We start from the raw sequence: 25843 nt of genomic DNA on the forward strand, positions 1-25843 counted from the left end.
TCATATCGTGTTCAGTGCTTATGTTCCCGTATAATTTTATATTTTGGCTTTATCAAAATACCTAATGAGTGAATTGTATCTAAAAACCACGGTGGAAAACTGTATGGATATACAGTATATTTCACTAATGATTGGTAAGGGTGTTGATATGTCGAATAAAAATCAAAACGATATCTTGTTGTCTGCTTTAGAAATCGTCATTGATGGAGTGGCTAGTAGTGAGGCAACAGAGAGAACTCGAGCGGCTGGAGCGTATATCGCTGGTTTAATACTTGCGGATACAAAAGGGCAGTTGGACACCAAAAAACAAAAAGCCATCTTGAGTATTATCGAGATGGCTAGTGAAATAGAAACCCAAGTTTGAAAAGTAATGATGAAAAAAGTACCTAAAATTTCCTATATAGTAATCTCTCTTATATTGGCTCCTTACCTAGTTCTGTTTGAGCTAGAAGTTTTTAAAGCTCTCGAGGGCATTGATAAACACTCTCAGATAGTAATTTCAACGACAGTTGCATTTGCCTCATGGATTTGGTTGAGCTTGCATTGGGGCTTTTATGAAAAGATTACTGACAGAACGCCTTTTAAACATGTTTTGATCTTTATTTCCAAACGGACGATACCCTCTATTGTTTTTCTAACGGTAGCTACAGAGGGATATCAACTCTATGGTATGTATTTCTCAAATCTGGATTTAACACTTTTTCAAGCGTGGCGGCTTGCAGTTAATAACGATTCATTATTAACCGCGGCTGGTTTGTGTGTACTAGCGGCTGTTGTTTTTTACACTTACGGAATACGAGAACCCAAGAAAAGTGAATCTGCTAGATGGGTTCATATGAACCCAAATCTAAAGTATAGATAGTTGATGTTTGAGTTGTTGTCGCGCTTCTGGCGGCAACGCCTTACATAAATCAAAAGCCATTTGACTAGTTGTTTTTGCCGATGGGCTTAAAGTGTGACTATACGACAAGTTCATCACAAAACTATGCCCGCATTCTGGGTCACTACAACTGCAATATAAATCGGCATGACTATTGGATAGTCGATTGGATTTTTGAATTCGGCTTTTACAACCACACTCCGGACACAATACTCTCATACAAGCACCTAACTTATTGACTGACCAAATAATGATACGTCAAAGGGCTGTGTTTTTGTACAGGTTTATGAGCTTTCTCCAAACGTAGTAGCAAATTTTAAATGTAGATTTTTGATATTTTTTATCTCGGGATCGTTGTTAACTTCATCCATAATTAATTCGCATACGGGGATGATTTCGTCTTTGGCATACTCACTGCCAATTTTGACGGGGTCACCCAGATTAGTCGTTCCCTGGGGAATTATTCCTGCTTTTCCTATAGGGAAGCGATGGCCTACGAGAATGTCTTGCGCAGTGATGTTTTTGATTCGCTCAAATTCATCTTTTGTCGCTATATCGCCCACCGGGATTAGCTGAATACCTTTTTCTGCACCGCCTGGAATATTAACAAACATACTTCTAAAGTTACCCACCCCTTTAGAGCTCGCGATTTTTTCCTTCAGCATTTGTTCGTCGTCATCACTAAGGTTTGGATCCGTGGCGTAAAAAATGAATCCCATGTGTGCACCGTTCTTGTAATAGCGACGACGAAATAGCGTTGCATCTCGATTTAGTAAGCTGCTTTGTAAACTACCTAGATAATCAGGTAGGCCATAAACTTGCTGTTGCAGGTCTTCTTGAGGCAAAAAAATGATGTCACTCTCTTTGTACACTCGTTGCTTGTTGTCTCGCTCTAGCAAAACGAAGTCCCCATTTTTACGTCTACGCAGATACATGGTCGGTAGAGGAAACAAGCGTACAACACGCTTGAAGTGGTCTCGGATTTTTAAAAATGCGGCATCACCAAACGTGAAGTAGTTATTACAAAAAGATTGAATCTGCCGACGTCTTGAACCGCCACCTGAAATAAAACGGGCAGCAACATAATTTGCTCGAGCTTTAAGTAAAGACCCGTGATAGGCGTTTGCACGAGAAGTTTCTGCTAAGCCCTGGCGTGAGATTGGTGGTTCCCAGTAACCATCAGTGTCGTTATAGAAAAGCTCAGAATATGAAGTCATCCAACTGGTTGAGTCAATTGCTTCAGGCGTAGAGTCAAGGTGATAAACAGACTCCGCATGTTGCTCCTGTTGTACTAGTTTTTCTTTTTGATTGTTCATGCTGCAGTCGCCCAGGTTGATTTCGTTGGTGTGTTGTGGTCTAGCGGCTCATTGATAATGGCGTGTGAAATGGCCCAAAACGCATCAGCGTGGCCTGTTGTTTCACTTCGCTCTGCTTTAAAGGTCATAGCGTTACCGCTATTGGTCGGCACTCGTTTAATCGCCATAAATGCCATAGCAATGTCTTTGTGTTCGGCATCAAACTGCAGTCGTTTTGCTTCTACGATATCGATCATCTTCATTACTAGGCGATTCTTGTTTTCGTTGCTGTAATGTATGGCGTGGGCCTCACGAGGGTGCTTTTTCTTAATTAAGTCCCAAACACCGCCACCAATGCCTGTAGTATCAACGCCTATGTAAGTGACTTTGTAGCGTTGAAATACCTTTTCAATTTCACTTACGTGGTACTGGAAGTTAAGCCCTTTCCAGTAGTGCTTCTCTAAGACACGAAACTTTTCACCTGCAACTGCCGGTGGAGCTATTACTACCAAACAAGCATTGTCTCGCGTTCGGCTAGGGTCATAACCCAACCATACTTCACGCCCGGCAAACGGTGATTTTGTTTTCGGCTTGAAGTCCTGCCAGTGGGCAGAGTCAACCATGCCTTTTTCGAGGTCAGAGAATTTGAATACAGACAAAGAGCCGTCGACGAAGATACACATAAACAGGTTATCGAAATCGTCTTTACTGTATTCGTCCTTCAGTTCTTCAATATCAAATAGTTCACAGCCGCCTGCTGCAGCGTCTTCAATAGTGACGACATATCGCCACTGCTTATCAGGGCAAAGTACACCACCATCGCGATATTCATCGAACGTTGGAAACTCAACTTTGGCGCGTGAGTCTCTGCCTTTTCGCCATTGGTCGCCCGTCCAAAATGGATATGCCTGGTGCATTTTCGATGATGGTGTCGAAAAGTAGGTTTTACGCCATTTTTTATGGGTAGCCATTGCTGAAGCGAGTTTGTTTAGTTCGTCAAACTTCGGTATCCAGAAATACTCATCAACATAGACATGGCCGTGGTAACTCTGCGCGGTTTTACTATTGGTAGATAAAAAGCGAAGTTCAGCGCCATTGGAGAGAATGATCGGGTTTCCAGTCAGCTCTATGTCTAAGAACTCTTTTGCAATAGCAATGATGTAGCTGCGGAATACTTCTGCTTGAGCTCGTGATGCTGACAAAAAGATCTGGTTATCGCCGGTCAGAATCGCATCTTCTAACGCTTCGCCACTGAAGTAGTAAGTTGCACCAATTTGGCGGGATTTAAGAATGTTTCGAATACGCTGTTTTATGTTGTTGCGCATTACATGCTGATAGGCAAACAGGGAGTCATGCCATGTGACAAAGTCATCTTCACTCAGTTCGCTGATGTCATTCTTTTTACTTTTACGTTTCTTGGTCGATTTTGAATTACTGCTAGATTTCTGGCTGTTACGGCTATTTGTACCGTCGTGCTTTTTATTCCCTGTATTTAAAGGTTGCTCACCTTGCTGCTTTTCTTGTGCCCTTTGTTTCTTTAATGCAGCGTGATGCTTGATAAGCCGATCGAGCATGTCTAGTTGGTTTTTAGTGGGGTCAACAAGTTCAAGCAGTGTTTGAATTCGATTTGCTATCGCTTCATCAATGGTTTGTTCACGCAACATATCGCGCCAACCGAATTTGTCTGCCCAGTAATAAATGATGCGCTCATTATTCAGGTTCAGTTCGGTAGCGATTTCACGTGGCGTCCAAGCTTTCAAATAGAGTGCTCGGGCGGCTTGTCGTATTTCGGGAGAATATGCCATAAGCGCATCATACGCGCCGAAAACTTGCAGATGACTAAGCAAAGTTCGGATGAATTCGGATAGTAAATGTATCCGAATTACAAGGAATTGAAGTAGCTGAAACGACACATTCAAAGGCGTATTGTTTGCTCGAACCGTATGTGATTGACAAGTTTGAGTACAAAAATGCCAAAGATTAGTGAGTGGAAAATCATCGCGACAGAAGGACCGACCGTCGACGGGCGTAAAATAACCCGTGATTGGATTGAGCAAATGGCCGCTAGTTATTCGATGGATGAGTACACCGCACTAATTTGGCCTGAGCATCGTCGATTTTACGGTTACGGTGAAAACTGGGGCCGAGTGGTTGAAGTAAAAGCGGAGGAACAAGGTGGGAAATTACGTCTGTTCGCCAAGCTAGAGCCGAATGACTACCTGCTTGAAGCCAATCGTAAAAAACAAAAACTATTCACATCTATTGAGCCAAATCCCGACTACAAGGGGGAAGGGCGTTGCTATCTAATGGGCTAGCTGCGACTGACTCCCCAGCCTCCACAGGAACATCGCTCCTTCAATTCTCTCGTGTTCATGGGGAAACCACCGAGATCAAAGCAAGCCATTTAGAAGAGGTGGACTTTTCAGATTGCTTTACTCGCAAAGACCGCTTTTTTGCGGCATTCAATGAATTTTTCTCTTCTGACGATGAAGAACCAGAAACGCTATCAACAGCAGAGGGCACCAACGTGACCGAAGAACAATTAAAAGTCGCACTAAAAGAGCAGTTTTCTGCTTTCAAAGGTGAGTTTAAGCAAGAACTAAAAGAAGAGTTCAATTTGCAAAACACACCCGACCAACCAGAAACACCAGAAGTAGCAAGCAAAGATGCGACGGTTGAGCAGTTTTCCGCTGCGCTGGAAGAAAAGCTAAATCCGTTGTTTGAGAAAGTGAACGGACTAGGAACTAAGTTTGCTGAACTATCACAAGAAGTCCCTGACCAGGAACCAGATCCATCAGGTGCTAGTGAATATTTCTCATCTAAGGAGATGTTTTAATGCTGAACGCACTATCTACCAGTTATCTACAAGAGTTTTGTACAGCGACGTTATCCGCCGCAAATGCTCCGCAAGGTACACAGTCGTTTAACTTGACGCCCCCAATGGAAACTAAGCTACGTCAAGCAATTATGGAATCGGATGCTTTCTTAGGCATGGTTTCATTGCTGCCAGTTCAGCAAATCAAAGGTCAGGTTGTTGATGTTGGTGATGATGGCCTTTCGACCGGTCGCTCTGGTTCGGGACGTTTTAGCGTGGAAGTGGGGCAAAGTGGTAATACTTTCGAGCTTACAAAGACAGATTCAGGAGCACACATCCTTTGGGAAACTATGACGCAATGGGCAAACTCTGGCTCTAAAGGTCACTGGTTGAGCATGATGAAAAGCGCGATTTCTCGTCGTTTTGCATTGGATATGTTGCGTGTCGGTTTTAACGGTACGTCTATCGCAACTAATACGGACCCGATTAAAAATCCATTAGGCCAGGATGTAAATAAAGGCTGGCTCACGATAGTTAAAGAGAAGAGATCTAGCCAGGTACTCGCATCAGCAAAGCTTGACCCAACAGGCAGTGCGACTGATTCATACAAGAATCTTGATTCACTTACGCAAGATCTAATCAACACGACGATTGCTCCCGAACATCGCCAAGACCCAGATCTCGTTGTTTTAGTTGGGTCGAATCTAGTCGCGGCTGAGCAGCACCGCTTACTTGAGGCTGCCGATAGTCCAACAGAGCATAAAGCAGCTCAAAGCCTAGCCAAGACAATTGCTGGCAAAAAGGCTTACACACCACCATTTTTCCCGGCTGATCAACTTTGGGTTACCAATACCAAGAACCTACAGATTCTGACGCAAGAAGGCACTCAGTGGCGTAAGCAGAAAAACGATGAAGATGAGCTTCGTTTCAAGCAAAACCATATCCGTATGGAAGGTTACGCTGTGGGAAATCTTAAAAAGTTCGCGGCTATCGAATCTGTTTCAGTCGTCGAATCAGCCGTTGCAGAGGTAATGAATGGCTAGTCCTTTAGCAAGGCAGCGTCGTCAGCTTCTAGAAAATCAAGTCAGTCATTCTGCATCGAAGTTGAGTGCTAGTGCAAATACCGAAAGCCTGCACATCAAGCTGATCGATTTTGAAGAAGACCGCAAGTATCTAAAACAGCTCAATGCTATCGAAGACAAGGTGAAACATAAGCATGATGTTTTGGTGCCCAAGTACAAACCGTACGTGGAAGCTTACCTAGCAAAAGGCGAAGTATTCGAGAACCCAATTTTCACCAATATGGTTATCTGGTTGTTCGATGTCAACGACATGGAAACAGCGATTGATTGGTGCTTGAAAGCCATAGCGCTTGATTTACCTACACCAGATAACTTCCGACGTGACTGGCCAACCGTGTGCGCCGATGAAGTTTTAGCTTGGGCGGAAAAAGAGTCTGGCAGAGGACATTCTATCGAGCCTTATTTCAGCGCGGTTTTTGAAAAGGTTGAGGGCGAATGGCGACTACACGAAGAAGTGCATGCCAAGTGGTATCGGTTTGCTGGGTTGCACTTACTTCGAAATGAAGAAGGACAGCCGCAACCGACGTCTATCGGTTGTTTAGATACCTTGGAAAAGGCCTTGTTTCTACTGCAGTGTGCTCATGAGAAGTACGCAAAAATTGGGGTGAAAACCAAAATTGGTCAGGTAGAACAACGTATTCGAGCAATTAAAGACAACAAAAATTTGTAACAGCTCCTACGCCGCCGAGCCTCGGCTGGTGAGGTAAGAGTGCCAATAGGCTAACTCAATACCGTCGACCCAGTGGCTAGAGGCTCACTTATTAAAAGAGGAATAACGATGTTTACGGGATCTTCCGGTTCGGATTATCAAGCGACAGAAATCACCAATGACGGTTTTTGGCCGAACATCAATGCCGGTGATTTTGAGAAGCGTCGCGGTATTCCTGCTGCTCAAGACTCAGAACGTATTGCTATCGCTCTAGTTAATGCTGTTTCGGAAGTTAATCAGCAACTCGAAGACTTAAAAGCTAAGTATCGGGAAGAGGGGCATGCAACTGCTGGCAATGTTCCTACATTTCCGAAAATGAATGATAAAAACCGTGTTGTATATCAATACGAATCAGCAGTATTTGCGAGAGCCAAAGCTGATTTGCTGCCGGACATTGCAACTGTTCATACCAAGGACAAGGGCGATCACATCGCAGACAGAAGCGTAGAGGTGCGCACTGAATTACTTTCAGAAAGCCAGCGCATTATTAGAAATATGAAAGGGCTGAACCGTTCATCGGTGGATTTGCTATGAGAACGCAATACCAAGCAGGTTACAAGCTGCGTGACCTAAACGCATTTTTAATCAGCGTTGTGGGCGACAAGATAGCCAAGCGCATGGAATGTGAAATGGGCAAGGTTGAGTTGAAACTAGAAACCAAGCACATGGGTCATGGTTTTGACCTGCTGTATCAGCGTTATGTTGCTGACTTCTACTTCGACAAATTCCCTTTCAAAGAATGCGACCCAGCGGTGCTGTTCGCTAATGTTGGAGCGTGGTTGATGGACAACGATTCTGACCGTTTCCGCATCGAAGACTTAGACGACCCATACGTAGACGTAGTACTGGAAGATGAGAAAAACGCCGAAGTGTTGGTCTCAGTCATGTTTGAAGAACCCGTCAAAGTGGCTGCAGACCCCGACGGGCCAATCTATTGGAATGGTCAGCGCTGGAAGATTGAAGAGTACGAGATTTGGCAGGCGGAAAGGCTATCACATGTAGTTCTCCGCAATGTATGAGATACGGGCCGATAAGCGCAGTTATTTGCGAGTTAAAGAGCAATTCGAGCTGCTAAAGCTTGAGAAAAAAGCCAGAGCCCGAGTGCTGAAAGAGCTTGGTAAATACATCACCAAAACGACCAAAAAAAACATTCGAGCACAGCGTGACCCAGACGGTAAAGCGTGGTCAAAGCGCAAAAACGGCAGGCGAAAAATGCTTAGAGGTTTCACTAAGAAGCTAAAGCATTTTCAAAAAGACAATAACCGGGTTTTGGTTGTTGGTTGGCCATCAAGACGAGGAACCGTTGCACTGGCTCACCATACAGGTGAAGCAGAGGAAAGCGGATTGCAGCAGCGATTCAAGCAAGCCAAGAAAGCGAAAGAACCAAAGAAAACCGACCCGGCAACGAGAGAGCAAGCAAAAGAGTTACGCGGTTTAGGTTACAGACTTCCGCCCCAAGGCAGGCAGAAGAGAGGCAAAAAGCCAACGCTCAAATTCATTACTCAGAATATGACCGTCGCTGAAGCCGCAAAACTGATTAGTGATCTGGAAAATAAAACGCCATCACGTAAGTGGGAAGTAGATCGCCCAGAACGCCGATTGATAGGCATTAGTCCGAAACGGGCAGCAATGATTATCAAGCGGGAAATGAATCGAAATAGGAGCAACTAAACATGGCATGGCCTACCGTCATTATTAACATTCTGAACATGATGCGCGGACCGATCCCGGGCGTTGAATTTCACTTTCTGTTTGTTGTGTACGGCACAGTTGCAGGAACAGAGCGCAACCTAATTATGGTGGATAACACCACGGATTTTTCAGACAGCGCGTTCGATAACATCGACCCTGTACACATGCTCACGCTAAAAGCTGCTCAGTTAAATGGGAAACAGAACTGGACTGCCGGTGTGATCGTTTTAAACCCATCAGATAGTTGGCAGGCTGCGGTTTTTAAAGCCAATGAGACATCAAGCTTTGAAGCTGTTGTGTTGGATAAGCCAAATACTGGAGCGTCCACTCTTGAAGATGCAGTCGCATTTCGCCATGAACTTAAAGCCAAGCTTGGACGAGAAGTTTTCATGATCTGTTCCTTACCAGGAATTAATGATTCCGAGGACGGTGAAACATGGGCCGAGTGGTTAGCGCAAACGGTGAATGTGCCAAAGAACATTGCAAGTGAATACATCACCGTAGTGCCACAAGTACACGAAGGAAACTCTACAGTTGGCATTTATGCAGGTCGGTTGGCCAATCAAGAAGTATCTATTGCTGACTCACCGGCACGAGTAAAAACAGGCAGCATTCTCGGCAGTATGGCATTAGCAAAAGATAAGGATGGAAAGCCATTAGAGCTAGCAACACTTAAAGCACTAGAAGCTGCTCGAATCGCTGTACCGATGTGGTATCCGGACTATCCGGGGCAATATTGGACAACTGGACGTACGCTAGATGTCCCTGGTGGTGATTATCAAGATATTCGTCACATTCGTGTCGCCATGAAAGCAGCACGTAAAGTGCGGGTACGAGCAATTGCACGAATTGCTGATCGAGAATTCAATTCCACACCAGGCAGTGAAGCCAGCGCAAAGCTGTATTTTACTCAAGACCTCCGTGAAATGGCGGTAGTGAAAAAAATTGGTGATTACGAGTTCCCTGGTGAAATCAAACCACCTCAAGACGATGACATCACCATTACATGGGTTAATAGTGAAGAAGTTGAAATTCTACTCGCAGTTACACCTTACGAGTGCCCAGTGAAAATCACCATCGGCATCATGCTCAATCAACGACTAGGGGAGTAAACAATGAATTCTCGTTATACAGGGCGAAGCTTCGACATAAACATGCTGGGGATTTTGGTTCATGTGGAGTCGGCTACAGCAACCATCAATGATGAGTCTGCTGTTGATAAAGAGCGCGGCATTCCCACTGGATTTACTCATGGAGCTGTGAGTTGTGATGTTGAGTATGAGCTGGACTTGAACAACTTCCGTAAGCTTCAACAAAAAGCTCGCGAAGCTGGCAGTTGGCGCGGTATTAAGCCACACGACTGTATGTTCTATGCAAATACTGGCGATGATGAAGACAAAGTAGAGCTGTTTGGTGTGAAGCTTCAAATCTCAGATTTACTTAGTGTTGATCCAAACAGCAGTGATAAAACCAAGCGCAAGCTTAAAGGCTTTGTGACGAGCCCTCACTTTGTTCGCATTAATGGCATCTCATACCTAAGTAATGATGATACCCGCGGTTTGCTTTAAGCCTATCAGAGAGAGAACGAATGCCTGACTTTATCGACCATGCTAGTAGTAACGAAACCAAGTTTACTGAAATGGCAATCGCAAACCAGCTTAAACAGTCTATGCAGACAAGCGAACAAGAGAGTGCAAAAGAATGCCTTGAATGTGGTGACCCTATCCCTGAAGGGCGTCAGATAGCGATAGCGGGATGCCAGTTTTGCGCACCTTGCCAGGCTAAGTTGGAGTAACGATATGAAAGATTGGTTCGACAAATTAACCAGTGGAGTTGCTTACCTTGTGTCATTGGCAGGAATGACTTTCAGCAAGCTGACATTTGAGCAGTGGTATTTCATTTTATCACTAGTGATTGGCCTTGCAGCACTGGGATTGAACTATTGGCACAAGCGAGCAATGCAACGTATTGCTAGCGAAAAAGGAGTAGCACTGAGTGAAACTGACTAAGCGGATCATTTGTTCTGTAGTCGCTGTGATCGGCTTGGTAACAGGTGGTACGGCTGTTTATGGACCTGAATTGACGCAGCCCATTGGGCAAGTTGTGGTATCGGAACGAGACTTAGGAGCGCTGCGCATCACCCCTAAAGGACTGAAGTTGATTGGTGATGCCGAGGGATGCCGGCAGAACCCTTACGTTTGTCCGGGAGGTATTCCTACGAATGGTATTGGGAATACTCATGGTGTGCCAGATACGCCAATCACATTGGAGCAAGTCGCGATCGACTGGGTGAAAAATATTCAATCGGCCGAACGATGTGTGACCAATGCAGAAAGGATTTCAGGAGCGCAAATGAGCACAGGTCAATTTGACGCATTTACCAGCTTTGTTTTCAACTTCGGGTGTACCAAGTTTCGCAAAAATAAGGACGGCTCTGACACTCGGATTTACGCAGCAATCAAACATGGCAATTATCCCAAAGCCTGCGGTCACATTACGGAGTGGGTAAAGAGTCAGGGCGTTGTACTTAAAGGACTCGTCACTCGAAGAGGATTAGAACGTGATCGCTGCATGGAAATGGATTAAGTGGATTGGTCTTGCGGTGTTGGTGACGACCATCGCGGTGCTGAAGCTGCAGCTTCATACCGTCAAAGCAGAGAAAACCACATTAAGTGAAAAGCTCACCAAGGCAGAAGCAGACAACCAAATCAACTTAACCACCATTGAATTTTTGAAGGGTGAAAGTGAGCAAGCTAACAACATGTTAGTTCAGCGGCAACGGCAACACATAGCAGCAGAGGAAAAACTCAATGCAGACCTGGCAGCACTTAAAACAGAGCTGGCAAACGTTCAGTGCCATATCCCTGCCACTGTTACTGACCGCCTGCGCGAACCCTACTGAAACCGTCGCAACGCAGGTGTTCATGAAATTGCCACCTGCTGGAATGTTGGTGCCCTGTTCAAAACCACAAGTTCAAGGGACATGGCCAGAAGTGGTTACCGACGACATTCCCAAGCTGAAAAACGCACTGACTGAGTGTGATAACCAGATTGAAGATTATTTGCAATGGCGTGCTAGGCACGAAAACAAGAAGAGAAGTAAAAATGACTAAACCTACCTTTACATCAAAACCTGTCGTAGTCGCTATCGGTGGCACTGACTTCGTATTTACGCCAACGGTACAGGATGCAAATAACTATACCAATGACATGATGCCTAACAACAAAGTCGCGCCTGCCTATACGTACTTAACGCGTACCGTGAACCCAGAGCAAAAAGATGAGCTCACTGAGTTACTTGATAGCGTTCCTGGCTTAACTATCGAGCTTTATGCCACGGTCAGTAACGCTTCTAAAGGTGGTATCGAAATCACACTAAAAAAATAACAGATAGGGCAAAGCGGATTGAAGACAATCCTTTGGAACAAGCCTTTGCCCTTCGTCGTCATTTTTTGCCGAGTGAGCCAGACGACGAAAGAAGTTTAAGTCGCGCTATCTGGCTGGACAAACACCAGTTCGAACGCGAAGAAAGAGCGGTAATGAGTGCTATCAGCCGACTGTTTAGTCATTAACAGACATAAAGAGCGAGTGAGTATTACGCGATGAGCATGGAAAAACTGTTGATGCACATAGCGTTGGTTGATCAAGTCACCAAGCCGTTGCAGGGGATTACTAAAGAAGTACAAGCTTCGATGGATGCTGGTAAGCAAGGCATGCAAAACATGGCGGCAGGTGGTGCGGGTTTAGTCGCCACGGGCTTTGCTATTCAAAATGCGCTGATGCCAGCGATTGAAATGGATAGAAAGCTAGGCGAAGTGAAGTCGTTAGGGGTTCTGGATGAGGATCTCACGAAGCTTTCAAAGACCGCACTTTGGGCATCGGCACAGTACGGGAAATCCGCCACAGATATTGTCGGCGCCTCATATGATATCAAGTCAGCATTTGGTGATATTGATGGAGACAACCTTTCTGACATCACCAAAAGCTCTGCCGTTTTAGCTGCTGCGACTAAGGCTGATACAGCAACCATTACGGATTATATGGGCACCATGTATGGTGTTTTCAAAAATCAAGCTGATGAAATTGGGGTTGGTATTTGGTCCAAACAAATTGCCGGCATGACCGCGCAGTCTGTTGAAATGTTTAAGACTACAGGCGCAGGCATGAGTAGTGCTTTTACTAGCATCGGAGCGAATGCGACCAGTGCAGGAGTTGCTATCGAAGAGCAGATGGCGATTTTAGGCACTCTTCAATCAACCATGAGTGGCAGCGAAGCGGGTACTAAATACAAAGCATTCTTAGCGGGTGTGGCCAACGCTCAAGATAAGCTCAATTTGTCGTTTACCGATAGCCGAGGTCAGATGCTGCCTATGCTAGATATTCTTGAACAATTGAAAGGTAAATATGGTGACACCTTAAGTGTTGCTGAAGCGGCTGATTTGAAAAAGGCATTCGGCTCAGAAGAAGCCGTTAGCATGATTAAGTTATTAATGGCTGATACCGAAGGACTCGCAGGCAGTATTGACCAACTTGGTCAAATCGAGGGAATGTCGAAGGCCGAGCAAATGGCCAGCACCATGACAGATCAGTGGGAACGGTTAGAAGCGGCATGGTTTGCGGTTCGTGCAGCGGTATTTGGTGCGATTCTTCCTTCAATCAATTCGGTTGTAGGCACCATGGCTGACGGCTTAATGGTGCTTGTTGGTTGGACGGACCAATTTCCTTGGCTTGCTGAAATTCTTGGCTATGTCGCCATCGCAGGCCTGTCTCTTGGTGGAGTGATTGCAACATTGTCGCTTGCCATGGGGATCGGGCAAATGATGTCTGCTGGTTGGACGGTTACCATGACGAGTTTAAATAGCATCATGAAACTACTGCGTATTAGTACGCTGGCGAGTACTGCTGCTGCATGGCTATTTAACGCCGCGCTTTGGGCCAACCCGTTAACTTGGGTTGTCGCTGGTATAGCGCTGCTTATAGGTGGTATTGCTGCGGCAATCTATTGGTGGGACGACTTAACCTCCGCGTTTAAAGATACGGCTTGGTTTGATGTTATTGCTCATGCTATCGAAGGGCTCGTTGATTTACTCAATATGATCCCAGGTGTTGATATTGAACTGGGGAGCCAAATTGAAACGCCAGAGATGACAACGGCCGTCCAAGCTGAACACAGTACTCCTATATCACAGAACCTAACTCCGGGTGATGCGTCAGAAGTTAAGCAATTAGAACTACTTCAACCTCAAATGAGTTACGAGTCTGCGATAGCGACGAACCAAGACGTTTATGGATATAAGCCAGAGCAAATGGCGCCGTTCAAAATTGCAGAAAGCCAGGTTATTTCTCAGCCAAGCATCAACGTTGAAGCTCCAAATCTAGATACTCAATCGCCTCAACCGTTTATCGAATATAAAGGGAAGAGCAACGAGCCACGATTGCCTCCTCAAGTGGTGAACAATATGAAAACAACCAATCACAGTGATGCTAGTCGAGTTAGCTCTTTTGGCGACGTGTATATCACTGCCCCTAACGGAATAACACCAGACCAATTAGCCGAGTGGGATGAGCTCAATGTGGGGTAACGACTTAACAGAACGCAAGCGCTACAACGATATCAAAGTGGTCGAGGGTGGCTGGGATATGGACGCAGGCCAACAGCCTAAAGAGTGCAGTGATTTATACAGCATCGCGCAGGACATTAAGCACGCGATCATGGAATCAGGATTGGCTCGCCAATTGGTTGCAGAAAGAAACCCAGCGTTACGCGCTGATGTAATGGTGCAAATTGAGCAACTTGCTGAGAGAGATGTAAGAGTGGTACCGGGTTCAGCGACAGCAAGAGAAACAGAAACTGGTGATATCACCTTAACCGCTAAGGCTTATGAATATGGGGAACTTGAGGTGAAAGTATGAGTAAACGACCAAGTACGGATTTTGTTCAGGTGCTAAGTGAATCGGGTGTGCCAGTTACCGAAAAGGACTTTGAAACCAAACTAAAACAAGAAGTCGTGGGGGCTGGTAGTAAGGTTTCGAATGACTCCGAAATGTCACCGTTTTGGCGTTGGGTTCGCGCTGCAGTGGTCACGCCATGTGTTTGGCTGACTAGACATCTATTGGCTCAGCACGTTATGCCCAATATGTTCGTGGCAACCGCTGAGCGTTGGGCTCTGGACCTAAAAGCATGGGAGCACAATATCGCGCCGAAAGTAGCTCAAAGAGCACAAGGCTACATCACACTAACTAAAGCAAATGCTGCCGATGCGGTGACGATTGAGAAAGGGGCGGTTATTCAAACGCTACCTATAGATGGCGTTATGTATAAAGTTCAAGTTATTGAGCCTGGAATCATCGAGGCTGGTCACCTAAAGGGTAAGGTGCTTGTCGAAGCACTTGAAGCGGGCTCCGCGTTTAACTTGCCGGCGGGGTATTTCAACATTATTCCTGAAGCGATACCGGGCATTGTTGATGCGGTGAATGAACCTGACTGGCTCTCTGTACTCGGTGCTGACGCAGAGACTGATGAAGAGTTAGCGCTTCGTATTCAAAATGCCTTTACTAGCTCTGGTGAATGGCACATCGATGATGTGTATCGCTCTATCATCGCCAGCGTAGCGGGGATCCGAAGTGATAACATCTATTTTAGAAATACAGGGGACATAACCCCTGGTTCAGCAGAAGCATTGATTTTGATGGAAGTGGGACCAACCCCGCTAACCGTTCTTGAACAGCTAAATGAGCACATAATGTCTAAAGGGCATCACGGTCACGGTGATGTACTTACCTGTAAAGCCATTCCCGATACGAAACATGAGATCACGGCGGATGTCGTCTTAGCTGAGAACTTAGACAGCGCCACCAAAGTGAATGAACTTCTTGAAGTGGAAGAGAGGATTAGAGCGGCTTTTCGAGAAACAGCAGCTTACCCAGAAATGACACGCGCGAAACCTGAGCATCGTTTTAGCTTATCTTTGCTTGGTACTGAGATACATACCAACATGACGGAAGTTGAATCGGTAAGGTTTACCGTAGACGGAAAAGTCCAAAAAGACATTATCAGCAAGCTAGAACAGCCTCGCTTGAAATCACTCACAGTTAGGGAACTCGTGGATGTCTGAGTCTCGAAATTACGACCAAAGCCGACATTCCCCTCGCTTACCCGAAATTGTGATCCCATGGTGGCAGGACGGAAGAACGACGGCGGATGAAGTCAAAGAACCTCACTTTTTATCTAAAGGCGTTTTTTCATTCTTCCGGATAGTTTGGAGCAGCCTACTATTTCCGCTTCGCCAAATGGATGCGTTGACCTGTAACGAAAAAGCATTGGAATTAATGGCATGGGATAGAGATATCAAAAGGTTTGAGAGTGAGCCACTTTCACTGTTTCGAAAGCGAGTGAAATACGCAGAAGTGAACGCCAAAGACGCAGGTAGCGTAGCGGGCTTCAAGCGGATTTTTGAAAGGTTAGGCATTGGTATCGTTAAGTTCAAAGAGCGTCAAAACGAAGTTCAGTGGGACGTTTGTACTATTGAGCTAAGTGATGGCGATATCTCGCAAAACAGCAAGTTGGTTCAAGTGCTCATAGAGCAATATGGGAGAACTTGCCGTCGATATCGATTTGAAGTCGTTTATCCCATTCAGGTGCACATTCGTACGGCCTGTTTCAGCCAGAGTCAGCAGCTATTTAGTGCAAAACTAGAGGAATAATACAGTATGAGCCAGACCATTATCCCTGCTCAGTTTGAGCGCTATTTAGTGGATAAAATTACAACGGGTAGTACGACAGACATGAACGAGTTTGTGTTTGCTCATATTCCTAACTTAGACGCTGAATCACCGATTGACCGAGCCCTAGGTCTGCCTAGTGAAGCGTATATCGTGCATCGTCAAAAAGTGGACCAGGCTGCGCGACTTAATAGTAATACGTTGGTGTATTCCGTCATTCTTCAGTCAACCACACCGAGTTTTAAGTTCAATGCGATTTACCTCCATGACAAGTATGTTGAGAACTCCTGTGGCTTGATCGTGTATAAGAACACGGAAACTAAAGAAGAAAACATGACCACTATTAAGTCCGTCGCGCAGGAGTACAGTGGCGCTGCAGCGATAGCAAATATTCATGTTGAACCAGGAACTTGGCAGATAGATTTTCATGGGCGCTTAATGGGCATTGATGATGATTTACGTTTGGCGAATCTTGACCATTATGGCCATTCGGCCTTTGTTCGTGGCTGCTCGGTCGTCGCTAAAGGAAAGTCAAACACGTTTGTTGTTAGTCCCGGAGTTGTTTATGTCTCAGGGTTACGTGTTGAGCTGTCAAAAAAAGAGGTGGTGGTCAGTGATGGCATCCCATGTGGCTTGTACTTAGATGTGGTACGCCAAGGCAGCGCACTCTCTCGTTGGGAAAACATAGCGACAGTAAGAAGCTCAAAAACAGAACTCAGTAATTACGTTGATGAAAATGGTCAACAGCATTACATCGCTCGACTTGCTGGCATTGACTCCCATGGCAATGTTACTGATTGGCGCGTGTGGGATGTTATCACTCAGCAACAAGCTGAAGCTGGTGAGGATGAATACCGTAGCCTATGGAGTGCAAAGCGAGTCTTTCAGTCTGTCGCGTCATACATCAACAAGAATGTTAAGAATGCCACTAAAACAGCCTCCGGTTGGATGAGTGCAAGCGATAAGAAAAAATTAGACGGGATTCAGAGTGGGGCTCAAGTCAATGTAGCAACTAACTTGAGCGTGTCTCGCAACGCCAATTCTCAAACGGTTAATAGCTCTACGGGTAAAGATGCCACTTTAAGTGCCGCAACAACATCGAGCGCCGGGGTGATGACCGCAGCAGACAAGAAGAAGCTGGATGGCATACAAGCTGGAGCGCAAGCGAATATCGCAACTAACTTGACGGCATCTCGCAACGCCACAACTCAAACGATCAAGAGTTCTACGGGTAAAGATGCGGTTTTAAGTGCGGTGACGACATCTCATGCAGGGGTAATGACGGCAGCAGATAAGAAAAAGCTCGATGGAGTTGCCACTCAAGCTACGAAAAATCAAACAGACGCATACTTAAAGAACCGAGCTAATCATACGGGCACTCAAGCTATTTCTACTATTCGAGGTTTACAAGAAGCACTCAGTAGTAAATCAAATACAAAGCGGTCAATTTTATGGAATGGAAGAGCGCCAGGTGATACGAAGCTAAAAACGTCAGAGCCTATTACGAACTTCGATTTCTTGATAGTGACAGCCGAAGGTGGTTATGCAGCGGCGTCAGGGCTAAGTCTTAGCGCGATTGTTGATGTGCAATTAGCAATGGAGCTGGGCCAGTTTTATGTAATCTTGCAGAGTGATGGCAAGTACGGGTTTACCTTGACATGTAAGGAAGTTCAATCGGTTAGAGGTGGTACTTCTCTAAAATACGATGGTGTGACCGCCTATTCAGGTGAGCATTATTTGAGAAAGATTGTGGGCGTTAAGGTGTAAGGGATGGATAAAGAGAAAATATATGGATTAGTGGGAACGGGGTGTTTTCAAGTTATCGGAGGTACCCCTCCGCATGGATGGATAGAGATCCCTTCACCACCCGAAAAGTTGCCCGCTGTCTTACAATCAAATGGCATATGGACATATCCAGATGCAGTTTCTGGTCAAGAAGAGCCAGCCATTTTTGCTGAAGCAGAAAATCAGTGGGTGGCACATGAAATGGTTTATGTGGATAGACAAGTCACATTACATGAAGACTCCGACCCTCGTTCTACGCTAACTGCTTCAGTTTGGAGAAGTTACCGGAGAGCACTACGCGACTATGTAAAGGACGGTGTAGTAACGATGGCCATTCGACCACAACGCCCTACAGAGAAATCCATGACAATTGAAGGCCGCTTATGACTTGGCACTTATCCCAATTAAACTGGCCAAGTTACTCGCAGAATATTCAAACCAAGGCTGAGTCAGTGACAGACGCAGTCGGCGCCGTAATGAATGAAGCGATTAACCGGTTAACCAACCATACAAGTGACGCCAATTACGGGCGTCACTCTTTAAGTGAAGAGGCGAGCGCTTTGCTTAAGCTGCGTAGTGAACTTCAATCCTTACTTGTCTCAGGAACCGTACTTACAGTGTCGCCATATCAGTTTCAAGTGGGGACCCGTTTGGACTCGGGGTGTTACCTCAATCCTAGTACTGCAATTAAAACGTTATCTAATAAGCTGCGGGATTACGCTGATAGGTACCGACCAAATGGCCATCTTCACGGTATTGCGATAATGGTAACGGCCTCTCAATTGAACCAATTCTCTCGGCAGCTCATTGAGCTTACATCATTGTTTCCAATGCCTGAGTGGTGCCAAGTAGCTAGGCAAAGTCATGCTTTAAATACCAATGACGTTGATAAGTTCCATCAACCTGCAGCGATCGCTCTACCACGCTTTAAGCCGATGGCTTTACTCAACGCTAACCCATTACATGATGCTTTACATTGGCAAGGTGCCCAAGTAGCTACGCTAGAGTCATTAGCAGACGATTACCATCACGTAATTGACAAGTTGCAGTTACTAGCAGCGAAACGCAATAAAAAGATGGAAGAAATCAAGGCTCAGCTCAACGCCCTGAAGAACCTAAAAGGAAGTATCTATGTGTTCTCCGTGGAGGGCAATGCGGAAAGTATAGCGACACGATTGAATCAAGCGGGAACGCCCAACAATCATCAATTTACATTAGCAAGCTTATTGCTTAGTTATGAACCTATGACGTTTTTTGAGGAGCTATTATGCTAGCTCTAGATGGTGTGCCAATTAACTTAGACTCGATGACGGTTGAAGTGTCCATGGAGTTTAAAGACCAGGACATGAGTGGGCAGTCTTCTGGTACCGATGTGGCAGAGCAAGGTGACAAAGGCAAAAAGCTTACCTTTAGTGGTCGTGTTCCATTCATTCGTATAGACACACTGACCCAACTTTATGCGTTTGCTTCGGACAAAGATGAGGCGAATGCTAGACGTATTTATCGAATCGGCAATGACATTGCGCTCGCACTTAAAATTCGCAATGTGAAGTTCACTGGGCGTATTCAAGCAAGAGAACATGAAACTCTACAGGCTTGGAATGTTTCCTTTGAGCTTCGGGAGTACAACAGTGTCGCCGAGCAAAAAGAGCAGCGGATTAAAGCGCAAAGCAAGCCAGAGCAGCGAGAGAATACTCGGTTAAAACAGGCTCTCATCACCGCAGAGGAGGCGACTCAATGAAGTTAGAGAAGCGTTTGTATATAAGCGGCGAAGAAGTCAAATTGGCAAGTAACATGGTGAGCTTAAAGCTTTCTTTAGGTAGTGTGGCCATCTTTGAAATTGAAGCAACACAACCCCTGAAATTATTCGAGCCAGTGCGTTTTGATATTGGATATGAAAACAAAACGTCGCCTTGGTTTGAGGGCTATGTTGATAAAATCCAATCTACAGTCAATGGCTACCAAAAAATCACAGTAAAAGAACTGACAGGTATTTTGAGTAAACGTTGGTCTCTCAGTTTAGAGCATCCAAATGCCGAGCAGGTTATTGATGAGCTCTCTCACCTTACTGGTCTCGAGTTTAATCTACCTAATAAAGAATACATGAAGACCGCGATCCCAAACTTTGTTTGCCAGGGAACGGGTTATCAATGTTTAGAGCAGGTCGCTAAGGCTTTTTCTATTCCTGACTGTGTTTGGTTTCAACATACTGACCAGGTGGTTTATTTTGGCTCCTATCAAGATAGCCATTTCAACGACAAACCAATGCCACTACCTGAAGAGTTTACGAGTCGTCAAAATGGTAACAGTGTCACCTTTGTTCCGTTTCCTATGCTTAGACCAGGTCGGGTTGTGAATGGTAAGCGAGTCAATCGGGTTGACTTAATACAGGATGATATGACGGCGTATTGGAAAGCTGAGCAGTCTGAAGTCATACCTAAAAAGCGAGAAACACTACAGCATTTTCCTGAATTAGCAGCAGGCTTTCACTTGCCAAAGTTCGGGCGAGTCGAAATGGTCAGAGACAGTGCGACGGCGGGTAAAGTATCTGACCCATTTCGGCCAAGACTCTCTGTTGATGTGCAAGTTCTAGATGAGAATTTGCAACCAGATAGTAACGTACCGGTTTATCGCTCGATTCCACTGCCAGTTAACATGAGCGGACATGAGTCCGGATTGTTAGCGTATCCATTAGAAGGGACATTGGTTGAAATTGCTTTCGCTTATGGTCGAAGCGATAGACCCATCATACGTGGCGTTTATGGACGTGAATATGCGCTTCCCTCAATAGAGCCTGGTGAACAACTACAACAGCAACGTGAAGAAGTGAGTTATCGAGTCGATGCCGCAGGAAATACAACACTGCAGACTGACCAAACTCAAAATCAGAGAGCGTTTGGTAAGTTAGACCAATTTGAACGGTATAAAGGTGAGTTAGGCCAGCATCAGCTTTTTGTAAATGAGCACAGCACTGAAGAAGTGAATGGTAAGAAGCTCATTGAAGCGCTTGGCGCTATTAATTTGTTGTCAGGAGATGATCTGGTGTTAGGAAGCTTGGGTAACATGCAAACGGCTACCGCTGGCGAACTGATTGAGACCATCGGAAAATTTCGCCGAAGTATTGCCGCTGAGCACCAATGGCTTCAATCACCTAAGACTTGGATAGGCTCTAAGCAAGAGAATGTGTTGATTCTTTTATCGGAGCTAATGCAGGTGGTTAAAGAATTGGCCGACACTTTAGCAACGCATACACACAGCGGTGTAGCACCAGGACGAGCAAGCACCAAAACACCAGTCCAAGCGAATGATATTGTTGGCCATGGGGAGGATAGTATGAAATTGAAGGGAAGACTCGAACCGATAACACAAACAAGCTAGTTGTCCAACGGGTGGGGGATAACCCACCTGGACTTTAATGTTGATAGCTTAACAATTGTTATCCATATATTAATTAGGCTTATTACCTTCTTATGCCATGTTTTTGATAGACAAAATAACCATTTTGTAGGGAGATTCGCTGGAATACTCCATTAAGAATAATAACTGTTTGAAATTATTGTTATTCTCTGTCCTATTTTTGTATTTAAAGAACCATTAAGTAGGGGCAAGGGGATGACAATCAGTACTCTAGTAGCTGCAGTATTTGTAGTGGTGGGTTTGTGTCTCGCTTTTAAAAAAAGCACTCAAAATAAGAAGATCTATAAAATGTTTGAGGACTGGAATTGGTGGGTAGAAATTGTCAACGAAGACCACAAACCTTGGCTCTCTGGTAAGGTGGTTAGAAAATCGAAAAATTACCAGTTTGCTATCGTTGGTTGCTTGAAGAGAGATAGTTTAGATACGGAGTTATTGAATAATCTAGAAACTAAGTTTGGGGCATTGCCGGACTTTGTACCTTGCCAGTGTCTCATTCTAGACGCTTCAACGCTTGTGCTTGGGGGAATCGAAGATGATAAAAAAGTTGCTGAGCTTTACCACTGTATCCCAACTAAACAATCAAGTTGCGTGAAGCTAGTTATTCAAGATTCAACCATTGTTCTTCCCGAAGACGATGAAGATCTGAACCAATTTGAGCTGCTATGGAGCTGCTCTGAAATGCAGTCCGTAGGACAAGGTGATGATGAAAGCAAGTTTAAGGCATATTAGCACACATAAAGAACTTGATTTTCACACAATCAACGCAGCCATACGGCTGCGTTTTTTTATGTTGATCTCAAACTAAAGCTACAAGTCATATGGCGATGAACGGTTATGAACTCACGGGACACACTGAGCGGATGACAAAATCCGCACTCTCCTCACCCGCCTGCGAGGTTTTTCGATCAGTTTTTTTTCAGTTTTTGTGTACTGAAATTTAGTGGGGAGAGTTCCTAGAGTGTCTCATGGGAAACCATATATATAGCGGGGCTTGCGAGAGAATAGAGCTACTTAGAGCCTAGACTGAGAGTGTTTTGAAAATTTCAAAGATTGAAAATATTTTCAGTAAATTCCAATTTTAATGATCTGGGAAGATCAAAGTGACTTTTGTAAGTGCATGAAAAATAAGTGTTGTTCAGAATTTTGTGAGAAATGTAGATGATCAGGTGAGCGAAGATAAGATCTGATCAAGAGGGCATAGAGCCTTACTCTATAAGGCTTTAGAGCGAATTATTAAGATAAAGCAGTTTTTCAATTTATGAGACGGTATAATTAAACTCAGATGTCAAAATCACTGTGCAGTTAACGGGACAAAACCGCTGTTTACGTGTTGATGAAGAAGAGGGGAACGAGTGAGTGCTGGACCTATATTGTTATCAGGGTTACAAGCAAAACTCGTTAACTCTTAAGCAGAAACCAAGCAATAAGATTTAAATGTGTCGCCACTTTATCGCCATTTATTATTCTTGTTTCATTTAACTAATTGATTTTATAGGTTAAAAAATTAAAGTGGATATAAAGCTTTACTACGTGCATGACCCAATGTGCAGTTGGTGTTGGGGTTACAAACCAACGCTGGATAAACTAAAACAGCAACTGCCAGGTGTGATTCAGTTTGAGTATGTGGTTGGTGGTCTTGCGCCAGATACTAATTTACCGATGCCGCCCGAGATGCAACAAAAACTCGAAGGTATTTGGAAGCAGATTGAGCGCCAGTTAGGCACTAAGTTTAACTACGATTTCTGGAAGCTTTGTACGCCAGTTAGAAGCACTTACCAATCTTGTCGTGCGGTTATTGCAGCGGGCTTTCAAGACTCTTATGAGCAGATGCTAGAAGCGATTCAGCATGCGTACTACTTACGTGCGATGCCTCCTCATGAAGAAGCCACTCACTTGCAACTAGCGAGAGAAATTGGCTTGAATGTTCAGCAATTCAAGAATGACATGGATGGCTCTTTCTTAGAAGGTGTGTTCGAAGATCAATTGAGCCTTGCAAAGAGCCTAGGTGTGAGCTCTTACCCTAGCTTGGTTCTTAAAATTAACGACGCTTATTTTCCGATTGCCATCGATTACCTGTCGACAGAACCAACCTTGAAGCTGATTCGTGAGCGTATTATTGACAATATGCCAGCGCAATAACCACAGTTATGAATAACAAAAAGCCGCTCATTGAGCGGCTTTTTCGTAACTAATGTATATCCATCCAAACAATAGTATTAAAGCACCATTGCTGCAATCCAACCAAAGATGATTAGAGGGATATTATAATGGATAAAGGTTGGAACGACTGTTTCCCAAATGTGCTCATGTTGACCGTCGGCATTTAGACCAGATGTAGGGCCTAATGTAGAGTCAGAAGCTGGAGAGCCTGCATCACCTAACGCAGCTGCAGTACCTACCAGTGCAATCGTTGCCATCGGCGAGAAACCGAATGCTAGCGCAAGAGGCACATAGATAGTTGCAAGGATTGGAATCGTAGAGAACGATGAACCAATGCCCATTGTTACTAATAGACCAACGATCAGCATCAGTAGTGCAGCTAGAGGCTTATTGTCACCGATGCTGGTTGATAGCGATTGTACTAGTGTTTCAACACCGCCAGTTTGCTTCATTACTGCTGCAAAACCTGCCGCTGCGATCATGATGAAGCCAATCATTGCCATCATGTGTACACCTTTAGTGAACACGTCGTGCGTCTCTTTCCATGCAATAACGCCGCCGAAAGTGAACACCATAAAGCCAGCTAGAGCACCGATAATCATTGAACCCGTGTAAAGCTGAACACCCAATGCAGCGACAATACCAAGTGCCGCAACTAAGATGTGCTTTTTATTAATGACGTGATCGGTTTCGTCAACGACAGTCAACTCAGTTTCTTTGTAGACACGCGGTTTACGATAGCTAACAAAGATAGCCAGTAATAGACCAAACAGCATACCTGCACCTGGCAGTAACATGGCGGTTGGGACTTGGCTTGCAACCACATTCTCCAAACCGTTGTCATGTAGGTTCTTTAACAGAATGTTGTTTAAGAAAATACCGCCGAAACCAACAGGCAAGATCATGTAAGGTGTGATCAAACCGAAGGTAAGAACACACGCGACCAAACGTCGGTCGAGTTTAAGTTTCGCGAATACGCCCAAAAGAGGTGGAATCAAAATTGGAATAAAGGCGATATGGACCGGAATTACGTTCTGAGACGACATCGTAACAAGCACTAATGCCACCAACACGGCGTACTTTAAGCCAGTAGTGGAAGCGGAGTTTTCTTTGCCATTTAAGCGCTTGATAACACTTTTGGCCAGTAGATCCGTGATGCCTGATTTCGAGGTGGCAACAGCGAAAGTACCTAACATGGCGTAGCTTAGCGCGATAGTTGCACCGCCACCTAGACCACTTTCAAATGCGGCAACCGTATCCCCAAGGCTCATGCCTGCGACTAGGCCGCCTACGATGGCACTAAACGTGAGGGCAACCACCACGTTTACGCGCATCAATGCTAACACGAGCATGACGCACACTGATATAACGACAGGATTCATACTTTTCCTAATATGTTGTGTTTACTTATTATTCTTCGTCGACAAGCGGCCAACCGCCGAGGGCCTTCCATTTGTTGACAATACCGCAGAATAATTCTGCTGTTTTTTGTGTATCGTAAAGCGCAGAGTGTGCTTCACGGTTATCAAATTCCATCCCGGCTGTTTTGCATGCTTTAGCGAGAACTGTTTGGCCATAAGCAAGGCCACTTAATGTAGCCGTATCAAAAGTAGCAAAGGGATGAAAAGGGACTCTTTTTAGTTTACAGCGTTCATTTGCTGCATTTACAAAACCCAAGTCGAATGCTGCGTTATGAGCAACCATAATTGCACGTGAGCAATCTGCGGCTTTTTGTTCTTTGCGAATAAGCTTATAAATTTCCTTTAGCGCCTCTTGCTCAGAAACAGCACCTCGAAGAGGGCTGAAAGGGTCACGAATACCATTGAATTCAAGCGCTTCTTTTTCTAAGTTAGCGCCTTCAAATGGTTCCACATGAAAATGAATGGTGGAGGCCGGATGCAACACGCCATGTTCGTCCATTTTCAACGTAACGGCACAGATTTCTAAAAGTGCATCAGTTTGAGCATTGAAACCAGCGGTCTCAACGTCTACTACCACAGGGAAATAACCACGAAAGCGTTTTTTCAAGGTTAGAGCTTCATTTTCTAGTGTCATGTTGGCTTATTTTTGTGTGACGAAGGCTGCATTATTGCAGATTATACCGATGAGAAAAACCGCAATTTAAGAGAAAACCGGAATTCTATTTTGCATCCAATCAATAAGTTTGTATTGCATATTATGTAGACGTTTATTCGCCATACTTTGCATCATGTAAACCGATAAAACATGAGGAAGTAAAACGCTAAGTGGCGGTTAAGGTGATTGGAACACTATGGCTCACATTAA

32 protein-coding genes and 1 pseudogene are annotated in these 25843 nt (G+C 44.8%); 28 read left to right on the top strand and 5 right to left on the bottom strand.

Annotated elements, in window-relative coordinates; translation table 11 throughout:
- The first annotated feature begins 103 nt into the window (after nucleotides 1-103).
- Both R7Q09_RS00720 and R7Q09_RS00725 read left to right on the top strand, forming a co-directional pair.
- The gene (locus R7Q09_RS00720; RefSeq protein ID WP_238762516.1) at nucleotides 104-364 is read left to right on the top strand and encodes a hypothetical protein; all 261 of its coding nucleotides are present in this window, start codon (nucleotides 104-106) and stop codon (nucleotides 362-364) included.
- A gap of 6 nt (nucleotides 365-370) precedes the next feature.
- Complete coding sequence (locus R7Q09_RS00725) at nucleotides 371-862, top strand: hypothetical protein (protein WP_318070796.1); 492 nt, start codon at nucleotides 371-373, stop codon at nucleotides 860-862.
- Here the strand turns inward: R7Q09_RS00725 and R7Q09_RS00730 are convergent.
- The 3 genes from R7Q09_RS00730 to R7Q09_RS00740 all read right to left on the bottom strand — a co-directional run bounded on the left by R7Q09_RS00730 (nucleotide 848) and on the right by R7Q09_RS00740 (nucleotide 3980).
- Complete coding sequence (locus R7Q09_RS00730; RefSeq protein WP_080773762.1) at nucleotides 848-1099, bottom strand: ogr/Delta-like zinc finger family protein; 252 nt, start codon at nucleotides 1097-1099, stop codon at nucleotides 848-850. The two genes, R7Q09_RS00725 and R7Q09_RS00730, sit on opposite strands and share 15 nt — an antisense overlap.
- A 65-nt stretch (nucleotides 1100-1164) precedes the next feature.
- The gene (locus R7Q09_RS00735; protein ID WP_318070797.1) at nucleotides 1165-2196 is read right to left on the bottom strand and encodes a phage portal protein; all 1032 of its coding nucleotides are present in this window, start codon (nucleotides 2194-2196) and stop codon (nucleotides 1165-1167) included.
- Entirely contained in the window at nucleotides 2193-3980 is a 1788-nt protein-coding gene (locus R7Q09_RS00740) for a terminase large subunit domain-containing protein (protein ID WP_318070798.1), read from the bottom strand. The genes R7Q09_RS00735 and R7Q09_RS00740 overlap by 4 nt, the downstream gene beginning before the upstream one ends.
- A 165-nt stretch (nucleotides 3981-4145) precedes the next feature.
- On the opposite strand from R7Q09_RS00740, the pseudogene R7Q09_RS00745 reads away from it, so the two are divergent.
- From R7Q09_RS00745 to R7Q09_RS00870, 26 genes and pseudogenes are all read left to right on the top strand, one after another.
- Nucleotides 4146-5011, top strand: a pseudogene (locus R7Q09_RS00745) (GPO family capsid scaffolding protein).
- Nucleotides 5011-6033 carry a phage major capsid protein, P2 family gene (locus R7Q09_RS00750; RefSeq protein WP_268662304.1) on the top strand — a complete coding sequence of 341 codons (1023 nt, stop codon included), beginning with the start codon at nucleotides 5011-5013 and terminating at the stop codon, nucleotides 6031-6033. The pseudogene R7Q09_RS00745 and the gene R7Q09_RS00750 overlap by 1 nt, the downstream one beginning before the upstream one ends.
- Nucleotides 6026-6742, top strand: coding sequence for a phage terminase small subunit (gpM, locus tag R7Q09_RS00755; RefSeq protein WP_318070799.1), 717 nt, complete (start codon nucleotides 6026-6028; stop codon nucleotides 6740-6742). Before R7Q09_RS00750 ends, gpM begins: the two co-directional genes overlap by 8 nt.
- 108 nt (nucleotides 6743-6850) lie before the next feature.
- Nucleotides 6851-7315 carry a head completion/stabilization protein gene (locus tag R7Q09_RS00760; RefSeq protein WP_017635448.1) on the top strand — a complete coding sequence of 155 codons (465 nt, stop codon included), beginning with the start codon at nucleotides 6851-6853 and terminating at the stop codon, nucleotides 7313-7315.
- Complete coding sequence (locus tag R7Q09_RS00765; RefSeq protein WP_268662305.1) at nucleotides 7312-7800, top strand: phage tail protein; 489 nt, start codon at nucleotides 7312-7314, stop codon at nucleotides 7798-7800. Before R7Q09_RS00760 ends, R7Q09_RS00765 begins: the two co-directional genes overlap by 4 nt.
- Nucleotides 7793-8452, top strand: a complete 660-nt coding sequence (locus R7Q09_RS00770) for a phage virion morphogenesis protein (protein ID WP_268662306.1) — start codon at nucleotides 7793-7795, stop codon at nucleotides 8450-8452. The genes R7Q09_RS00765 and R7Q09_RS00770 overlap by 8 nt, the downstream gene beginning before the upstream one ends.
- Before the next feature lie 2 nt (nucleotides 8453-8454).
- Nucleotides 8455-9585 (top strand): DUF2586 domain-containing protein, encoded by a 1131-nt coding sequence (locus R7Q09_RS00775; protein ID WP_193837614.1) that lies wholly within the window; start codon nucleotides 8455-8457, stop codon nucleotides 9583-9585.
- Nucleotides 9586-9588: 3 nt separating this feature from the next.
- Complete coding sequence (locus R7Q09_RS00780) at nucleotides 9589-10041, top strand: phage protein (protein WP_017821175.1); 453 nt, start codon at nucleotides 9589-9591, stop codon at nucleotides 10039-10041.
- Between the two features lie 20 nt (nucleotides 10042-10061).
- A complete protein-coding gene (locus R7Q09_RS00785; RefSeq protein WP_017635443.1) occupies nucleotides 10062-10268 on the top strand; it encodes a TraR/DksA C4-type zinc finger protein in 207 nt (68 codons plus the stop codon).
- 4 nt (nucleotides 10269-10272) lie between these two features.
- On the top strand, nucleotides 10273-10482 hold the full coding sequence (locus R7Q09_RS00790) for an HP1 family phage holin (RefSeq protein ID WP_017635442.1): 210 nt from the start codon (nucleotides 10273-10275) through the stop codon (nucleotides 10480-10482).
- Nucleotides 10469-11059 (top strand): lysozyme, encoded by a 591-nt coding sequence (locus R7Q09_RS00795; protein ID WP_042522473.1) that lies wholly within the window; start codon nucleotides 10469-10471, stop codon nucleotides 11057-11059. The genes R7Q09_RS00790 and R7Q09_RS00795 overlap by 14 nt, the downstream gene beginning before the upstream one ends.
- Nucleotides 11034-11375, top strand: coding sequence for a hypothetical protein (locus tag R7Q09_RS00800; protein ID WP_052764199.1), 342 nt, complete (start codon nucleotides 11034-11036; stop codon nucleotides 11373-11375). The genes R7Q09_RS00795 and R7Q09_RS00800 overlap by 26 nt, the downstream gene beginning before the upstream one ends.
- Nucleotides 11376-11397: 22 nt before the next feature.
- Nucleotides 11398-11586, top strand: a complete 189-nt coding sequence (locus R7Q09_RS00805; protein ID WP_140337432.1) for a hypothetical protein — start codon at nucleotides 11398-11400, stop codon at nucleotides 11584-11586.
- Nucleotides 11579-11860 carry a putative phage tail assembly chaperone gene (locus R7Q09_RS00810; RefSeq protein ID WP_017821180.1) on the top strand — a complete coding sequence of 94 codons (282 nt, stop codon included), beginning with the start codon at nucleotides 11579-11581 and terminating at the stop codon, nucleotides 11858-11860. The genes R7Q09_RS00805 and R7Q09_RS00810 overlap by 8 nt, the downstream gene beginning before the upstream one ends.
- 32 nt (nucleotides 11861-11892) lie before the next feature.
- On the top strand, nucleotides 11893-12045 hold the full coding sequence (locus R7Q09_RS00815; RefSeq protein WP_017821181.1) for a DUF6890 family protein: 153 nt from the start codon (nucleotides 11893-11895) through the stop codon (nucleotides 12043-12045).
- A 30-nt stretch (nucleotides 12046-12075) separates the two neighbouring features.
- Nucleotides 12076-14055: a phage tail tape measure protein gene (locus R7Q09_RS00820; protein ID WP_318070800.1), complete on the top strand. Its 1980-nt coding sequence runs from the start codon at nucleotides 12076-12078 to the stop codon at nucleotides 14053-14055.
- Nucleotides 14045-14386 carry a DUF2590 family protein gene (locus R7Q09_RS00825; protein WP_017635436.1) on the top strand — a complete coding sequence of 114 codons (342 nt, stop codon included), beginning with the start codon at nucleotides 14045-14047 and terminating at the stop codon, nucleotides 14384-14386. The genes R7Q09_RS00820 and R7Q09_RS00825 overlap by 11 nt, the downstream gene beginning before the upstream one ends.
- Nucleotides 14383-15588, top strand: coding sequence for a baseplate J/gp47 family protein (locus R7Q09_RS00830; RefSeq protein ID WP_268662308.1), 1206 nt, complete (start codon nucleotides 14383-14385; stop codon nucleotides 15586-15588). Before R7Q09_RS00825 ends, R7Q09_RS00830 begins: the two co-directional genes overlap by 4 nt.
- Nucleotides 15581-16177, top strand: coding sequence for a phage tail protein (locus R7Q09_RS00835; protein ID WP_042522470.1), 597 nt, complete (start codon nucleotides 15581-15583; stop codon nucleotides 16175-16177). The genes R7Q09_RS00830 and R7Q09_RS00835 overlap by 8 nt, the downstream gene beginning before the upstream one ends.
- Nucleotides 16178-16183: 6 nt before the next feature.
- Nucleotides 16184-17962 carry a phage tail protein gene (locus R7Q09_RS00840; RefSeq protein WP_248393806.1) on the top strand — a complete coding sequence of 593 codons (1779 nt, stop codon included), beginning with the start codon at nucleotides 16184-16186 and terminating at the stop codon, nucleotides 17960-17962.
- A gap of 3 nt (nucleotides 17963-17965) precedes the next feature.
- Entirely contained in the window at nucleotides 17966-18367 is a 402-nt protein-coding gene (locus R7Q09_RS00845; RefSeq protein ID WP_318070801.1) for a hypothetical protein, read from the top strand.
- Nucleotides 18364-19254, top strand: a complete 891-nt coding sequence (locus R7Q09_RS00850) for a hypothetical protein (RefSeq protein ID WP_248393802.1) — start codon at nucleotides 18364-18366, stop codon at nucleotides 19252-19254. Before R7Q09_RS00845 ends, R7Q09_RS00850 begins: the two co-directional genes overlap by 4 nt.
- Nucleotides 19248-19721, top strand: coding sequence for a hypothetical protein (locus R7Q09_RS00855; RefSeq protein WP_017635430.1), 474 nt, complete (start codon nucleotides 19248-19250; stop codon nucleotides 19719-19721). The genes R7Q09_RS00850 and R7Q09_RS00855 overlap by 7 nt, the downstream gene beginning before the upstream one ends.
- Nucleotides 19718-21358, top strand: coding sequence for a hypothetical protein (locus R7Q09_RS00860; RefSeq protein WP_318070803.1), 1641 nt, complete (start codon nucleotides 19718-19720; stop codon nucleotides 21356-21358). Before R7Q09_RS00855 ends, R7Q09_RS00860 begins: the two co-directional genes overlap by 4 nt.
- A gap of 234 nt (nucleotides 21359-21592) precedes the next feature.
- Nucleotides 21593-22126: a hypothetical protein gene (locus R7Q09_RS00865; protein ID WP_318070804.1), complete on the top strand. Its 534-nt coding sequence runs from the start codon at nucleotides 21593-21595 to the stop codon at nucleotides 22124-22126.
- Between the two features lie 780 nt (nucleotides 22127-22906).
- On the top strand, nucleotides 22907-23536 hold the full coding sequence (locus tag R7Q09_RS00870; RefSeq protein ID WP_017821191.1) for a DsbA family protein: 630 nt from the start codon (nucleotides 22907-22909) through the stop codon (nucleotides 23534-23536).
- 77 nt (nucleotides 23537-23613) lie between these two features.
- On the opposite strand, the gene R7Q09_RS00875 is transcribed toward R7Q09_RS00870, so the two are convergent.
- Entirely contained in the window at nucleotides 23614-24939 is a 1326-nt protein-coding gene (locus R7Q09_RS00875) for a Na+/H+ antiporter family protein (protein ID WP_318070805.1), read from the bottom strand.
- 28 nt (nucleotides 24940-24967) lie between these two features.
- Nucleotides 24968-25612 carry a ribonuclease T gene (rnt, locus tag R7Q09_RS00880; RefSeq protein WP_005384888.1) on the bottom strand — a complete coding sequence of 215 codons (645 nt, stop codon included), beginning with the start codon at nucleotides 25610-25612 and terminating at the stop codon, nucleotides 24968-24970.
- Nucleotides 25613-25843: the final 231 nt, after the last annotated feature.

The organism is Vibrio sp. 2130-1 (assembly GCF_033339515.1).